13 protein-coding genes are annotated in these 14,575 nt (G+C 56.9%); 6 read left to right on the top strand and 7 right to left on the bottom strand.

The window, feature by feature from the left end:
- Positions 1 to 129: 129 nt before the first annotated feature.
- Both AB5202_RS00150 and AB5202_RS00145 read right to left on the bottom strand, forming a co-directional pair.
- Positions 130 to 1,344 (bottom strand): MalY/PatB family protein, encoded by a 1,215-nt coding sequence (locus tag AB5202_RS00150; protein ID WP_368143445.1) that lies wholly within the window; start codon positions 1,342 to 1,344, stop codon positions 130 to 132.
- 112 nt (positions 1,345 to 1,456) lie between these two features.
- Entirely contained in the window at positions 1,457 to 2,194 is a 738-nt protein-coding gene (locus AB5202_RS00145) for a tRNA (N6-threonylcarbamoyladenosine(37)-N6)-methyltransferase TrmO (RefSeq protein ID WP_368143446.1), read from the bottom strand.
- Between the two features lie 141 nt (positions 2,195 to 2,335).
- Here AB5202_RS00145 and AB5202_RS00140 point away from each other — a divergent pair, with 141 nt between their 5' ends.
- The 3 genes from AB5202_RS00140 to AB5202_RS00130 all read left to right on the top strand — a co-directional run bounded on the left by AB5202_RS00140 (position 2,336) and on the right by AB5202_RS00130 (position 4,565).
- Entirely contained in the window at positions 2,336 to 3,163 is an 828-nt protein-coding gene (locus AB5202_RS00140) for a TipAS antibiotic-recognition domain-containing protein (RefSeq protein WP_368143448.1), read from the top strand.
- A 51-nt stretch (positions 3,164 to 3,214) separates the two neighbouring features.
- A complete protein-coding gene (locus tag AB5202_RS00135; RefSeq protein ID WP_368143450.1) occupies positions 3,215 to 3,460 on the top strand; it encodes a glutaredoxin family protein in 246 nt (81 codons plus the stop codon).
- Positions 3,461 to 4,322: 862 nt separating this feature from the next.
- Positions 4,323 to 4,565: a ribbon-helix-helix protein, CopG family gene (locus AB5202_RS00130; protein ID WP_368143451.1), complete on the top strand. Its 243-nt coding sequence runs from the start codon at positions 4,323 to 4,325 to the stop codon at positions 4,563 to 4,565.
- 143 nt (positions 4,566 to 4,708) lie between these two features.
- Here the strand turns inward: AB5202_RS00130 and AB5202_RS00125 are convergent, their stop codons facing one another.
- From AB5202_RS00125 to AB5202_RS09975, 5 genes are all read right to left on the bottom strand, one after another.
- Positions 4,709 to 5,662, bottom strand: coding sequence for a tRNA dihydrouridine synthase (locus tag AB5202_RS00125; RefSeq protein ID WP_368143452.1), 954 nt, complete (start codon positions 5,660 to 5,662; stop codon positions 4,709 to 4,711).
- 232 nt (positions 5,663 to 5,894) lie between these two features.
- Complete coding sequence (locus AB5202_RS00120) at positions 5,895 to 9,149, bottom strand: ATP-binding cassette domain-containing protein (RefSeq protein ID WP_368143453.1); 3,255 nt, start codon at positions 9,147 to 9,149, stop codon at positions 5,895 to 5,897.
- A gap of 253 nt (positions 9,150 to 9,402) precedes the next feature.
- The gene (locus AB5202_RS00115) at positions 9,403 to 10,374 is read right to left on the bottom strand and encodes a TlpA family protein disulfide reductase (RefSeq protein WP_368143454.1); all 972 of its coding nucleotides are present in this window, start codon (positions 10,372 to 10,374) and stop codon (positions 9,403 to 9,405) included.
- Between the two features lie 29 nt (positions 10,375 to 10,403).
- Positions 10,404 to 11,273 (bottom strand): 4Fe-4S binding protein, encoded by an 870-nt coding sequence (locus AB5202_RS00110; RefSeq protein ID WP_438265657.1) that lies wholly within the window; start codon positions 11,271 to 11,273, stop codon positions 10,404 to 10,406.
- A gap of 25 nt (positions 11,274 to 11,298) precedes the next feature.
- The gene (locus AB5202_RS09975) at positions 11,299 to 11,370 is read right to left on the bottom strand and encodes a CD1871A family CXXC motif-containing protein (RefSeq protein ID WP_254179316.1); all 72 of its coding nucleotides are present in this window, start codon (positions 11,368 to 11,370) and stop codon (positions 11,299 to 11,301) included.
- Between the two features lie 147 nt (positions 11,371 to 11,517).
- Between AB5202_RS09975 and AB5202_RS00100 the strand changes: the two genes are divergently transcribed.
- The 3 genes from AB5202_RS00100 (at position 11,518) to AB5202_RS00090 (ending at position 14,431) form a co-directional block, all read left to right on the top strand.
- Entirely contained in the window at positions 11,518 to 12,210 is a 693-nt protein-coding gene (locus AB5202_RS00100; RefSeq protein WP_438265651.1) for a response regulator transcription factor, read from the top strand.
- Positions 12,207 to 13,358 (top strand): HAMP domain-containing sensor histidine kinase, encoded by a 1,152-nt coding sequence (locus AB5202_RS00095; RefSeq protein WP_368143456.1) that lies wholly within the window; start codon positions 12,207 to 12,209, stop codon positions 13,356 to 13,358. Before AB5202_RS00100 ends, AB5202_RS00095 begins: the two co-directional genes overlap by 4 nt.
- A gap of 68 nt (positions 13,359 to 13,426) precedes the next feature.
- Complete coding sequence (locus AB5202_RS00090) at positions 13,427 to 14,431, top strand: helix-turn-helix domain-containing protein (RefSeq protein WP_368143457.1); 1,005 nt, start codon at positions 13,427 to 13,429, stop codon at positions 14,429 to 14,431.
- Positions 14,432 to 14,575: the final 144 nt, after the last annotated feature.

Below are 14,575 nucleotides of genomic sequence, written 5' to 3'. Positions count from 1 at the left end.
CCTGTTTACAGACTGAAATGGTAAAAAATAATAGCAAACAAAACCACACGAGTGCCCAATGGTTGCAGACGTTTTACCATGCGGGGCCTTCCAGCCGACTTGGCAGAAGGCCCCGCATGCAGTGCTCACTTACCGTGCATTAAAAACGTAGCGGTCCAGGCGGTCGCACGCCTCCCTTACGCGCGAAAGCGGCAGCGCCAGATTCACGCGAATGTGGCAGGGTCCGTGGAACGGGCGGCCGTCCTGATACCCCACGCCCACGCGTGCCCCCTCGTCGAGCAACCACTGAATATCGCGGCCATGCTCTCGGCACCACTCGGTGCAGTCCAGAAACACCATGTACGTGCCCTGCGGACGCGAATAGGACACGCCCTCAAAATGCTCGTCCACGTAATCGCAAAAGTAGTCGACGTTGCCCTTGATGACCTCGTTAAGCTCATCCACCCACTCGTACCCCTGTGGCTGGTAGGCGCCGATGAGCGCGTGCATCGAGAGGACGTTCATCTCGTTGTAGTGGGTCTTGTTGGACACGGCGCACACGCGGTCGCACAGCGTCTCGTTATAGATGATGTGATAGCTGCCGACCAGACCCGCCAGGTTGAACGTCTTGCTGGGCGCGTAGAGGGCAACCGTGCGCATGCGGGCATCCTCGCTCACCGACTGCGTCGGGATGTGCTTGTGCCCCGGCAGGATGATATCGGACCAAATCTCGTCCGAGATCACCACGCAATCGTGCTGGCGATAGATGTCCATGGCGCGCTCAATCTCGTCACGCTCCCATACACGGCCGCAGGGATTGTGCGGCGAGCAGAACACCGCGGCATGGATGTGGTTTTGGGCGAGCTTGCGCTCCATGTCCTCAAAGTCCATGCGCCACACGCCCTGATCATCGAGCTTAAGCGGGCTGTGGACAATACGATAGCCCGCGGCCTCGATGGACTTGGTAAAGCCGATGTAGGTAGGGCTGTGGACCAACACCGCATCGCCCGGCTGGACATACGCGCGCAGCGTCGACACGACACCGCCCAGCACGCCGTTTTCGTAGCCGATATGCTCAGGCGCCAGGCCCTCGACGCCATTGCGGCGGCTCTGCCATTCGATAATGCGATCGAAGTACTCGGGGCGCGGATTGAAGTAGCCAAACATGGGATGCTGCGCACGCTGAATGATGTGCTCCTGGACCGTGGGCACCGTGGCAAAATTCATGTCGGCCACCCACATGGGAATGCGGTCGAAGCCCTCATCGGGTGCGTTCGGAGCCATACCGGGGATCTCGCCCCAAGAATCAACGGCGATGGAGTCCATGCCGTGGCGGTCGATAAGCGAGCTAAAGTCATATTTCATGCTGAGCCCCCGTGCATAGTTGATTGTTTCGATAGGCGTTATTGTCCACCAGCGTGGGCGGTTTTGGAGCGGGGTTTGGCGCTTAATTTGACGGGTGCGGACGAATGGTTGGTTAGTCTCGCGCGTCGTTGACGGCGACTACGGTTAGCTGGGTTTCGTCGACCGTAAACGATATGTCGAGCCCGGCGTAGGCCAAGTGGTAAACGCGGTGCGGCTCGTGCTTGCTGCCCGCGCGGCGTGGATCTTGGCGAAGGACCTCGACCAAGCCAGAAATCTTTGCGGGCGGGACCATATCCTGCAGAGCTTGCGGAAACTCAACATCGAGCTCTTGCCACGGAGCATCCTCAATCCAGCCGCCGGTCGCATCCAAGTGGCAATCCGCAAACGGGATGTAGGGCTTAATTTCGTAGATGGGCGTGCCGTCACGCAGGTCGACCCCCAGCACATGGATGATGGGGCCATCGTCGGTGAACTCGACACGATCGAGCTTGACGCAGGTGAGACCGATGGGATTAGGGCGAAACGGGCTGCGCGTGGCAAAGACGCCCACACGCTCGGCTCCACCCAGGCGCGGCGGACGCACGGTCTTCGACCATTTTGCGTTGGTACCGGACCTGTCCTGCGTTTTGGCATCGGCGGCTATGTCCTTAGCCGTGCCGCCGGGCGTTCCGTTTTCGAAGCGCCACAGCAGCCATAGGTGAGAGAAGGAGTCCAGGCCCTCAACTGCTGCGTTGGAGGCAAATTCCAGCTCAAAGACGATGCGTCCCTGCAGATGGGGCGCCAAAAAGCTGTTGCGCGGAATGCCGAACTTCTGCGGCAGGTCGGTATGTATGTGTGCAATAGGTTCCATGCCGGTCATTGTACGGCAAGGGCGTGTGGGGCGCTGCGCGCAATTCCCCACCGCAGCCGCCGGACGTGCAACCAACGGTTGCTTGGAAGGGCGCTGGCCGCCGCGTATGCTTAAGCCATCAACCGGCAGAAAGGAGCCGTCATGGCCTTTGCAGAAAAACTCATCGCCGTCCGCCGCGCCAACAATCTCACCCAAGAACAGCTCGCCGCCAAGCTCTACGTCACGCGCCAAGCCGTCAGCCGCTGGGAGCGCGGCGAGGTCACGCCGGGCATCGATATGATGAAGCTCATTGCCGCCGTAACCGGAGAGCCGCTGTCTCATCTGCTCGAAATGCCCGAGCATTATTGCCAGAGCTGCGGCATGATACTCACGCCCGACGACTGCGGCACCGATACCACGGGCGCCACGACCGACCATTACTGCAAGTGGTGCTACGACCGCGGCAAGTACACCTACGACACCACCATGGAGGCGATGATCGAGGATTGTGCCCCGCGGCTGGCGCAAAACACCGGCATGTCGCTCGACGAAGCCGTCTCGCTCATGGGCGCCGTCCTGCCGCAACTGGAGCGCTGGCGCACAGTGCAGGAAAACGAGGAGCGCTACGGCGCCGAGGCCCGGAAGCGCTACGGCGACGAGGCGATCGACGCAGCAAACGAAGTACTGCTGGACATGGACCCCGAGACATGGAACGACATGAAAGAACTTGAACGCGCTATTCTGGGCCAACTCTCGATTGCCATGGGCGATGGCGATGCGAATGGAAGCGAGGCTCGCAAGCTTGTCGCGATGCACCGTCGATGGATTGCCCTTAACTGGGGACACGAGCCCCAAGACGAAGTATACCTGGGCCTCGCCCACGGTTATCTTGCCGACCAGCGCTTTGTTGACTACTACGACAAGCCCTGCGGCACCGGAGCCACGGCGTTTCTGGTTCAGACCATCGAGTCGTCGTTGACGCGCGCATAGACCGCGGCGGCTTTGGGTATTTCAATCGAAACTTCAACCGATTGGAGACCTATGGCTACTGATCATGAGCTCGTGCTCTACGTTATGACTGGCTGCCCGTATTGCTTAAAGGTCAAGCGCTTTTTGGCCGATAACGGCGTAACCATTCCCGAGCGCAACATCTCAACCGACTCCGATGCCGAACAGACACTCATCGCCGTCGGCGGAAAGCGCCAGGTTCCCTGTCTATTCATCGATGGCGAACCGCTCTACGAGTCAAGCGACATCATCGCATGGGTGCAGGAGAATCTGCTCTAGTGTGCCATTGCGGTCGGCCCGCCCCAACGCACAAACCAATACGGCACAAACATGTACGCCAGCATCCAAAGTCGACATTTTTCGACATCTTTGGATGCTGGTGTACAGCTTTTGGGTAGCCATGGACGCTCTTAGCCAGCTAATTGTTTGAGGCGACCTTTGGATTATGGCTGTTTGACGCCTCTGGAAAGGTTTCCGAGAGGGCTGTGGTCAAAAAAGGGCAAATATGAGTACTGCTACCTGTTTAGTAGCAGCGATTTTGATCACTTCAGGAACTATTCAACGTTCCACTCGTCCGCAGACGACGTTATTTCTCCTCATATGTTCAATAAAAGTAGCTACTAATGGGAACAAATCTCATCAGGAGCTGCTATTTATAGCAAAATAAATGCAACCATAATGGCAACAGTACTCATATTTGCCCTTTTTGACCACGACCCTCCAGAATAGTCGCTGAGAACGACACTAAATGACAAAATCCGACACTTAGACGTTCTTATATGAGTAGCCATTGAAGGACACCTAACGACTACTCCCATTCGCGACACACTGTGTCGCGAATTAAGCTGGTCCCATTACCGAAGACCAGTGAGAGTTCCTGCCCAGAATCTCGATAGCTTAATAAAGCGCTCCCCTCCGGAAGTTCAATGAGCATCCAAATTCCAAGCTGAAAAGCAAAGGAGTAGCGAAGCCGTCAATGCTCATTTCCTATCGAACAGGCGGGTCAAAACAAGCTAATTAGCCCGATAAACTGCTTGTATTTTTGTCTACAAAATTGTATACAAAAAGAGAATCCGAGAACCGACGCTCGACAATATGCCGATCGATAGGAGGCGCTATAGACGCTAAGCAGCTCGAAAAGATGATGGGGTTTGCTCCCGGAGAGTTGGAGAAAGCCGCGGAGGCATACGAAAAAGATGAGTGGCCGAAGGGCCGCACCATCAAGCTGGGAAGGCCGTCGATCTCCGATGAGCCAAGCGTTGTTTTATCGGCACGTGTGGGTGAATCGGTTCTTGAAGCGTTTGACGAGAAGGCAAAGCGCCATGGGCAAACACGCACAGAGCGACTCAGGGAGCTCATCACGCTCGATGCAATGATTGCCTAGCCCCCCGCCGACCCAAACATGCACGTCAGCATCCAAAGTCGACATTTTTCGACATCTTTGGATGCTGACGTACAGCTTTTTGTGGCTAGTCATTGGGGACGTTCTTAAATGACTAGTCGTTAAAGAACGTCCCCAATGACTAACTAGCCGTGGAAGCGGGCTATGGGTGCAAGTGGCTGCTCGCGAAAAACGCGCTCGACGGCGGCGCGATATTCGTCGACCTTTTTAGTCTTGCGTACGAGCTTGTGAACGGTAGCGGGGTCGGCGAAAGCGCACTTGGCGTAGAACCACCACTCCTTCATACGAAAGACCGCGTTACCGCCAATCTCTTCTGCATAGGCCGCAAACAGCGTGTCGTGGAAGCGCTGCAGCTCAGCAGCCGTGGCAGCAGGGCCGCCCTTGACCATGCGAGCCAGCGCGGGGTTCGCGAGGAGGCCGCGCCCCAGCATTACATGGCGCGTGCCGGGATAGGCCTCCACCAGCGCATCCATATCCTCAAGATCAAAAATGTCACCGTTATAGACGACCGGAAACGGCGCACGCTCCAGCGTTTCGCCATAGAACTCCTTGCGCGGCGAGCCCGTATAACGGTCCTTTTGCACGCGCGGGTGCACAATCAGCTCTGCCAGCGGCATGCGGCAATACAGATCGAGCACGCGCTCGTATTCGTCGTCGCTCTCCAGCCCCAGCCTGGTCTTTACCGATACCGGCAACGGCGACCGCTCGCACACATCACTCAAGAACACCTCGAGCTCGTCGAGATTGCGCAAGAAACCCGAACCCTTGCCCTTGGCGACAACCGTCCCCGAGGGGCAACCCAGGTTGAGATTGACCTCGCGGTAGCCCATGTCGGCGAGCACCTGTGCCGCCCATACAAACTCGTCCGCGTTCTTGGACATGAGCTGGGGCACCACGTTGAGCCCCTGGTTGTTGGCAGAATCGATCTCCTTAAACGCCTTGCCGCCAAAGCGGTTTCCCACCCGCGGCGGCGGCAAGAACGGCGTGTAATAGCAATCGAGCGCACCGAAGCACTCCGCATGCACGCGACGGAACACATGCCCGGTAATCCCCTCCATAGGGGCCAACGATAGAATCATCAACATCTACTCTCAGATCAATGCGGCAAAGGGACTGCCCCCTTGTCACATGCATTATGCCTTGTGCTTCAGGCGATTCACAAGATAGAGGTGACTACTGGACGATGACCATCCTCCAGCCGCACCCCATACAACAAAAGTGAATACTTTCCCGGGAAGTGAACAAATGAAAAGTAATAGATCTCGATTTACATGCCGTTCAATGCGACAAAGGAACTGTCCCTTTGTCGCATTATTCAGAGCGCAGGGCTTCCACGGGGTCCTTTTTGGATGCACTGCGGGCCGGCAGCAGACCGGCGACGACCGTCAGCAGCACCGAAATTGCAATGAGCACCAGCGCATCCTGCACGGGCAGACTCATTAGGTTGGGGACCTGTTTGGCCGCAAGCGCCCAAGCATTGACCGGGAAGCTCACGGCCACCACGACGACAACAGCAAAGACGCCGGCAATGAGGCCCTCGATAAAGGTCTCGGCGTTGAACACGTTTGCCACGTTACGCTTCGACGCGCCAATCGCACGCAGAATGCCAATCTCCTTTTTGCGCTCCAGCACGCTGATGTACGTGATGATGCCGATCATGATGGAGCTCACCACCAGGCTGATACTCACGAATGCGATGAGCACCAAGCTGATGGTGTTCACGATGTCGGTCACCGAACCCATGATGATGCCCATGTAGTCGGTGTACGAAATTGCCCGATCATCGTGGCCAGCGGCTTTGACCTGCTTGTTGTACGCATCGATGTGATCGAGTACGCGCTCCTTGGCCTCAAAGTCGCGCGGGAAAATCTTGACCGAGATGGGGTCCGCCTCGTCCGCATAACCCAACGTGGTCAGATTGTTGTCGTAGGTGAGCTTCGAAGCCTTGGCATAGCTCATCATGAGCGAACTCAGGTCCTCGGCGTCCATGTTGAAATGGATGGCACGAGCAAAGGCGCTCGCATCCACGTGCATGGCGCTCGCCAGGTTGGCAAAACTCGAAGACATCTGCGTCGCCATCTGGTCCATAAGCCCCGCTGTGCCCGCCTTGAGCTGGGACGATACCGTCGACGCTATCTGCTCGCTGATTACCTTCATCACCTGATCCATAGCCTGCTGCAGATACGGAGCCAGCTGCTTTTGCACATAGTCGGTCATCGCCTGTTGCAGGCGCTCGGCCAGGGCATCGCCGCCGAGCGCTTTGAGCTGAGCCAGGCATTGCTGCGCTGCGGCATCATTCTCAAGATACGCCGAGAATGCATCGGCGAACTTTGACGCGTCCTTAAGATCATCGGGTGTCAGCGCCTTAAACTGATCAGACCGTAAAAAGCCCTCAAACAGTTGGTTGGCAAGAGTTCCCACCTGCTGCATTTGCTCGGGCGTGAGCTCCAGACCGTCAAAGATGCCCGAGAAATCTGGAGCCGGTGCTTGTGCCATGATGTCGCTGAAGTCGATGTCCTTGCCAACGTCCGAGAGGTCAATGTCCAACCCGGATAAGTCGATACCAGAAAGGTCCATACCGCCGGCCGCACCCGAGAGTGCAGACGCATCAAACGAGAACGCGCTCTTGAGCGCCGCCTCGTCCACGCTGAACATGCTGCTCAGATCCACGCCTTGTTTGGCCTCGCCTTGCAGTTCGTCGAAGGTTTTGCCCGTAAAGACATCCATCTCGGGGTGGGCGAGCTGCTCCTGCACAATCTGTGAATCGGCGGCGCGCTCCATAAGCTGGCGAGTCAGCGCATGCGTGTAGGCAATGCCCGGGGACAACGCGCTCGCGTTGGCGGTCTCGTTGGGTCGTACCACGCCCACAATGTGCACATCGATACCGTCGGCAACCTTGGCGGCCATAAAGTCGGTGTCGCCAGACATATCGGTCCACATGCCAGTCTCTTCGTTTTTGCGATACGCATCGACCGGCGACAGCACCTTAAACGTCGTGGACAGCGCATCGTCGTAGGTAAAGTCGGTGCCGGTCTCGGGCGTTTCGACCCCACCGTCAGCCGTCATGGCACTGTTTACCAGATCGTTGAGCTCATCGATATCCAGCGCGCCGATGCTGTAGAGCGTGTAGTCGCCCACCGTGCCACGGCTCGAAAGCACCATCACGGCTTCGTTGGCAGACGTGGGCCAATGACCGGCGACGACATCGTACTGGCTGTCGAGCAGGCTCTGGTCGTCAATCATCTCGTTAAAGACCGAGGTTCCCATGGATTCCATGCTCACCGTTGCCGCCGAACTCGCGCCTCCACTCATGGTCTCGGTCATGGCGTTGGGAACAAGCCGAACGGGCTTCTTGTCGCCCTTACCCGCACGATAGACAACCGGCGATACACCGTAGCCGTACTGAATGGCGTTGACCTCTTTATCGATGCCGTCGCCACCGGCATCGAGCCATGCCTTAAAGCTCGTCATGTCGTTGGACTTAACGCTCGCAAACATATCCTTTACGGCCGTGACCACGGGAATCTTATCGGTTCCCTTAGCCTTGCCGCCGGCACCGTCATCGGACGAATCATCACTCTTGGACGCGTCGTCCTCCGCGGTCCCCTGCCCACCCATCATGGACGACAGGTCATAATCCTGCTTGGAGATAGTGAGCGGGTAGCTCGACAGCGTATCCTCCTCGACCTTTTTGATGTAGTCGTTTACGCCGTTGGAGAGCGCCAGGATCGCCGCGATACCGATGATGCCGATGGACCCCGCGAAGGCCGTCATGGCCGTGCGGCCTTTTTTGGTCATAAGGTTTCGGGCAGAAAGGCCCAACGCCGTCACAAAGCTCATCGAGGTTTTGCGCGTAGGCTTGGCCTCGCGACGTGTGGCTTCGGCAACATCGAAAGGATCGGAATCGTCGGTGATTTTACCGTCCGCCAGGTTAACGATGCGCGTGGCGTACTGGTACGCCAGCTCGGGATTGTGCGTGACCATGATGACCAGACGGTCGCGCGCAACGTCCTTGAGCAAGTCCATGACCTGCACGGACGTCGTGGAGTCCAGGGCGCCGGTCGGCTCGTCTGCCAGCACAATCTCGGGATCATTAATCAGGGCGCGGGCGATGGCCACGCGCTGCATCTGTCCGCCCGATAGCTGGCTCGGGCGTTTGTTAACGTGCTCGCCCAGGCCAACTTTCTCCAACGCCTCGCGCGCACGCTGGCGGCGCTCGGCATGACCCACGCCCGTGAGCGTGAGCGCCAGCTCCACGTTTTCCAAAATGGTCTGATGCGGAATGAGGTTATAGCTTTGGAACACAAAGCCGATGCGGTTGTTGCGGTAGGCATCCCAATCGCGATCGTGAAAGTCCTTGGTCGAAATACCGTCGATCAGTAGGTCGCCGGAATCGAAATGATCAAGCCCGCCGATAACGTTGAGCATCGTGGTTTTACCCGAGCCCGAGGGACCCAGAATGGCCACGAACTCGTTATCGCGAAAAGCCAGGCTCACGCTGTCGAGCGCCACCTGCGTAAACGACTGCGTAACGTACCTTTTGCAAATACCTTTGAGCTCCAACATGGACGGCAACCTCTCCCACGCGGGCACTCTGCCCGCTCTCCCCCGCCGTTCGTATTCGACGCGTTTGTCCTACTCTATCCCCATTTTTTGCCGGCGCCAGTGAGGAATGTAACGAACTGCGCCAAAAAACGAACGGGGCAGTGCCCAAAAAAAGAGGTCCCGAGCGGGACCTCTATATGGTGGAGCTTATCTTGAAAGGTAGCGGACTACTTTGCACAGCGGCACACGATCCACGCTATGCTTTACGCGTTTTTTACTGCTCGCTATTCGCAATCGCCTGGTCGATAAGCTTGTTGAGTGCTGCGCGTTGCTCGGCGGAGCTGATGGCTCCCACGATTGGATCCCCTACGATATTGCCATTCTGATCGATGACATACGTTGTCGGGAACGAAAACAAATTTGACGTAAACTTACCGGCCTCGCTATCCGACTTGAACCAGATGTTCTTATATGTCACGCCCTTCTTGCTCAGCACGTCCTTGGCATCTGCGATCTCGCCCTTGTTGCCATCGAGCGTAAAGGAATTGACGCCCACGACCTGACCGCCCTTCTCGGCAAGCTCCTGATTCAGCTTCTCAAGATCGCCCAGCTCGCCCACGCACGGCTTGCAAGTGGTGAACCAGAAGTTCATGACGGTGACCTTGTTCTTAGAGAACAGCTCGTCGCTGTTCACGTCGTTGCCATCCAGGTCCTTGCCCGTAAAGCTGGGGAACTTCGTCGTCTCGCTCGAAGCATTGGCACCAGCCGTCATGCCAGCGGTCGAAGCGTCGACGCTCTCGCCCGCACTCGGCGTGCTTCCACAGCCGGGGAACTCCTTCTCCAGACTCTCGAGCTTGTCCTCGATCTCCTTGATCTGCTGTGCACCGGCCTTGAGTGTCTTAAGCTCATCCGCCGTGAACTCATCCTTGGCGCCGTCGATGGTCTTGAGCAGAAAATCGCCGTAATTGCTGCCGTCCTCAATCATTGCCGAGTCTTTATTTGCCGCATTGAATACCTTTTCCCACAGCGCGTTATCACTCGAAAAGATCTCGTTCTCCTTCTGCATGAGCTTCGCATACAGCTCGGCGGCCTCGTCGGCATTGGCCGGCTTCTGCGCAGTGAGTTCTGCGATCTTAGAATCGGAGCCCGCAGATTCGCTCGCATTGCCACCGGGCGCCGAACATGCCACAAGGCACAAGGCCAATACCGGCAACATAAACAGGGCCGCAATCTTAGAAAGCTTCATAGTCATTCCTCCGTTTTGTCGAAGCTTGTTTACTTTTTATCGGCGGTCAAGGGAAGCTTTTCCGCCGACACATCCAGGCCATAGCGATAGCTGATGGCATCGACAGGACAGGCCCCGATGCACTTTCCGCACCGGATACATTCGGCATGATTGGGCGCGCGGACCACATCAACGTCCATCTGACAAACCCTTGAACACTTGCCGCACGAGACGCATTTGCACGCGTCAACCTGAATCCCCAACAAGGACACCTTATTCATGAGCGCACAGAATGCGCCGAGTGGACAAATCCATTTGCAGAAAGGGCGGTAGAACAAAACACTCAGCACTACCACGGCAATGAGAACGACAAGTTTCCAAGTAAAGAGATGTCCCAACGCAGATCGAATGCCGGCGTTGGCAATGGCCAGCGGAATGGCGCCCTCGAGCACGCCCTGCGGACAGACGTATTTGCAAAAGAACGGATCTCCCATCCCCAGGTCGTTGACCACCAGCACAGGCAGCAATACCACAGCAAACAGCAGCACGAAGTATTTGATATACGTAAGCGCCTTGAGCTTTTTTGTCGATAGCTTTTTGCCGGGGATCTTATGAAGCAGCTCCTGCAGCCAGCCAAACGGGCACAGAAAGCCGCATACAAAGCGTCCCAGCAGCACGCCGAGCAAAATGAGCGTACCGGTAACATAGTAAGAAAAGTTGAACCTGGATGAACCTACCACCGACTGGAACGACCCGATGGGGCACGCACCCGATGCCGCGGGACACGAATAGCAATTAAGTCCAGGTACGCAGACTGTTTTTCCCGCGCCCTGATAGATGCCGCCTTTGGCAAAGTTTGGCAGGTGGATATTGGTGACGAGCGTTGCCGCCGCCTGAATGAATCCGCGAAATCGAGCCAAAACATGCGACGCAGTGTTTTCTCTTTTATCCAATTCCGATACACTCCAAGCACAGCCTAATCGCTTTGGCCAGCACGGCATCCGCCTCGCCACGCATAACGCCAAAGCACACCATGGCAATTCCGACGATCAACAAAGCGACCTGTACCACGGGTTTTACCGCTTTGAACAACCTGACCACTCCTTTCGTTACGCGACCATTGGACCATATCGGCTATAAAATCCGTGTTAAGCGCGATTTGAAATGTGCAAGGAGACTGTTATGCGTATTTTGATCGTCGAAGACGAGCGGGCGCTGTGTGACGCAATCGCGCGCAGCTTGCGAAACTTGGCATACAGCGTCGACTGCTGTCACGACGGACAGGAGGCGCTCGACCTACTGGACGTTGAGGCCTTCGACCTCGTGGTACTCGACCTCAACCTTCCCCGCATCGACGGCATGACCGTACTCAGGGAACTTAGGAAAACTGACTGCGAGACCAAGGTGCTGATTCTGTCCGCACGCGGCGAAGTATCCGATAAAGTCGCCGGACTCGATGCCGGCGCCAACGATTACCTCACCAAGCCGTTTCATCTGGACGAGCTTGCGGCAAGGATCCGCAGCCTTACCCTCAGACGCTTTACACAAAGCGACATAGTTTTAACCTGCGGAAAGCTCCGCTTTGACACCAAGGCGCGCATCGCCTCCGTGGACAGTGAGGCTCTATCTCTTACACGCAAGGAAACGGGAATCTTGGAATATCTGATGCTTAATCAGGGGCGTCCGGTAAGCCAAGAGGAGCTTATCGAGCACGTTTGGGATAGCAGCGTGAACAGCTTTAGCAACGCAATCCGCGTTCATATCTCGTCACTCCGCAAAAAGCTACGCATCGATTTGGGATACGACCCGATTCGCAATCGGATTGGAGAGGGCTACGTTATGGAGGATGGAGAATGAAAGAGCTTTCGCTGCAATGGCGCATAACGATCATGACGGCACTGCTCACGTGCGCAGCATGCGTGCTGACGAACTGCCTGGTCGGCTATACGGGCATGCGCTACATGGATGCCATCGGCAGCGACATCTCGGCCTTTAACGCTGCCGGCACGGATTCGCCCCAGGTGTTCGACCCAACGAAAACGGCCCTCGATGACAAGGTCACAATCGTCGTAAACGACGCACAAGAGTCTTTTGGCACGACAGCCTGGTACATCACGGCTGGAGTCACACTCCTTGGCGGCGCGCTGGCATACTTTGTGAGCGGCCGTGCGCTCAAACCGCTACGGGCTTTTGCAGCCCAGGTTGAGCGTGTGCAGCCTGACAACCTAAGCGAAATCAGGCTCAGTGAAGATGTGCCCACCGAGCTACAACGATGCAGCGCCTCTTTCAACGACATGATCGCCCGTCTTGGCGAAGGGTTCTCTGCACAGCGTCAGTTTACCGGCAACGCCGCACACGAGCTGCGCACCCCGCTCGCCCTTATGCAAGCACAGATTGAGCTATTCATCTCCGAGCACTCCGGTTTGCAACCCGAAACAGCCGAGCTGCTCGGCTTGCTACAAGAACAAACCGAGCGCATGTCTCGAATGACCAAGGTATTGCTCGAGATGAGTGAGCTCCGCAGCGTTCCTTGCGAGGACGATGTTGAACTTGGCCCCTTGTCCGAAGAGGTCCTCACCGACCTTGCGCCACTTGCCGAGAATAAGGGCATAGCCCTCAATTGTGCTGGAGACGCTTTAGTAATCGGGAGCGACACGCTCCTCTATCGGCTGGTGTTTAATCTGGTCGAAAACGCCATCCGTTACTGCCGCTCCGGCTCGACTGTCAACGTCTCCATCAGCGACAGCGACAGCCATGTGCTCCTGCGAGTCAAAGATGAGGGCCCGGGAATACCCAAGCAGTACCGTGAGAGCATCTTCCAACCGTTCTTTCGCCTAGACAAATCCCGCAGCAGGGCATACGGCGGCGCGGGACTCGGACTAGCGCTCGTTTGGGAGATTGCAGCGCTTCATGGTGGCACGGTAGAGGTCGAAGCAAGTTCCGAGAACGGGACCACCATGCTCGTAAGCCTTCCAAAACGATCCGCAGCGTCAACCAAACAGTAAAACGAAAGGGGTCCCGAGCAACAGGAGTACAATTGCTGCTATTTTTGCCAGCTGTTGGGAGATGGAAGATGGACTGCGATGGCTACCCATGCGTTCCCATGCCGTTGATGTGCACTGCCTTTGTGCCGGGGCAGATTGACACTGCGGTTGCAGGCATTTCCGACCCCGATTCACGCACCATCGCCACGGCAGAAGCGCTGTACTTTCGCGGACAGGCCGCCCTCGCTGCCAAGACGGCGCGCCCCTATCTTGACGCCACCGACCCCGCACTGCGCTATTCCGCATGCTTTATCTGCGGATATGCCAGTCTGTCGCTCAACCGTATCGCCGACGCCCGCCGTTGTCTTGCGGGCATCCTCGATACGCCCACCAACGAAGAATCGCTCGCCGTCCATGCCATGCGTATCCTGTTCGCCTCGGCCGCAAGCGTCCTGCTACACTTGCCTTCCCCGTATTCTGCCGAAGAGTTTTATCCGCTTGCGGCGCATCTACCCGAAGGCCTGCGCCTGTTCGCCAGCTACGTGATGGCGCATGCCCTGTACCTGCGCGGCGAATATGGCCGCAGTCTGGGCATGGCGGAAAACGCCCTGATCATGAAACAGGGAAGCTATCCGATCTCGGAACTGTTCCTTCACCTGGCAGCTTCCATGGCATGCATGAGCCTCAAGGACATCGACGCCGCAAAAACGCACTTCGGAATTGCTTGGAACATTGCGCGTCCCGACGGCCTTATTGAGCTCATTGGCGAGCATCACGGCCTTTTACAGGGGCTTATCGAGGCGTGCCTAAAAACGCAATACCCTGACGACTTCGCGCGCATCATCGAGATCACGTACCGCTTCAGCTACGGCTGGCGGCGCATCCACAACCCCGATTCGGGCGAGGACGTGGCCGACGATCTAACGACCACGGAATTCACCATGGCCATGCTCGCCTGTCGTGGGTGGACCAACGCCGAAATCGCACGCCATATGGGAGTATCGCCGGGCACCGTCAAAAACCGCCTATCCGGCGTATACGCAAAGCTTGGCATCGGCACACGCGCCGAGCTGGTCGCGCATATGTTGCGTTAGCGACCGGACTGCCAAGCGCATCGAAAGCGCTCCGGAACCCCGGCGCTTCGCTCAATCAATTTGGACATTTTGACCCTTGAACGGCACTACCGCCACGAGGCGCCTTCTCGCAAAATTGGATTATTTCCACCGATATTTGCGGAA

This window comes from Collinsella aerofaciens (genome assembly GCF_040915545.1).
GTDB lineage: Bacteria > Actinomycetota > Coriobacteriia > Coriobacteriales > Coriobacteriaceae > Collinsella > Collinsella aerofaciens_BE.
This window is presented reverse-complemented; position numbering and strand designations above follow the sequence as displayed.

What these genes read in the sequence shown, in the direction of transcription:
- AB5202_RS00150 (WP_368143445.1), bottom strand. Translation starts at nt 1,344, where the DNA reads ATGAAATATGACTTTAGCTCGCTTATCGACCGCCACGGCATGGACTCC.
- AB5202_RS00145 (WP_368143446.1), bottom strand. Translation starts at nt 2,194, where the DNA reads ATGGAACCTATTGCACACATACATACCGACCTGCCGCAGAAGTTCGGC.
- AB5202_RS00140 (WP_368143448.1), top strand. Translation starts at nt 2,336, where the DNA reads ATGGCCTTTGCAGAAAAACTCATCGCCGTCCGCCGCGCCAACAATCTC.
- AB5202_RS00135 (WP_368143450.1), top strand. Translation starts at nt 3,215, where the DNA reads ATGGCTACTGATCATGAGCTCGTGCTCTACGTTATGACTGGCTGCCCG.
- AB5202_RS00130 (WP_368143451.1), top strand. Translation starts at nt 4,323, where the DNA reads ATGATGGGGTTTGCTCCCGGAGAGTTGGAGAAAGCCGCGGAGGCATAC.
- AB5202_RS00125 (WP_368143452.1), bottom strand. Translation starts at nt 5,662, where the DNA reads ATGATTCTATCGTTGGCCCCTATGGAGGGGATTACCGGGCATGTGTTC.
- AB5202_RS00120 (WP_368143453.1), bottom strand. Translation starts at nt 9,149, where the DNA reads ATGTTGGAGCTCAAAGGTATTTGCAAAAGGTACGTTACGCAGTCGTTT.
- AB5202_RS00115 (WP_368143454.1), bottom strand. Translation starts at nt 10,374, where the DNA reads ATGAAGCTTTCTAAGATTGCGGCCCTGTTTATGTTGCCGGTATTGGCC.
- AB5202_RS00100 (WP_438265651.1), top strand. Translation starts at nt 11,518, where the DNA reads ATGTGCAAGGAGACTGTTATGCGTATTTTGATCGTCGAAGACGAGCGG.
- AB5202_RS00095 (WP_368143456.1), top strand. Translation starts at nt 12,207, where the DNA reads ATGAAAGAGCTTTCGCTGCAATGGCGCATAACGATCATGACGGCACTG.
- AB5202_RS00090 (WP_368143457.1), top strand. Translation starts at nt 13,427, where the DNA reads ATGGACTGCGATGGCTACCCATGCGTTCCCATGCCGTTGATGTGCACT.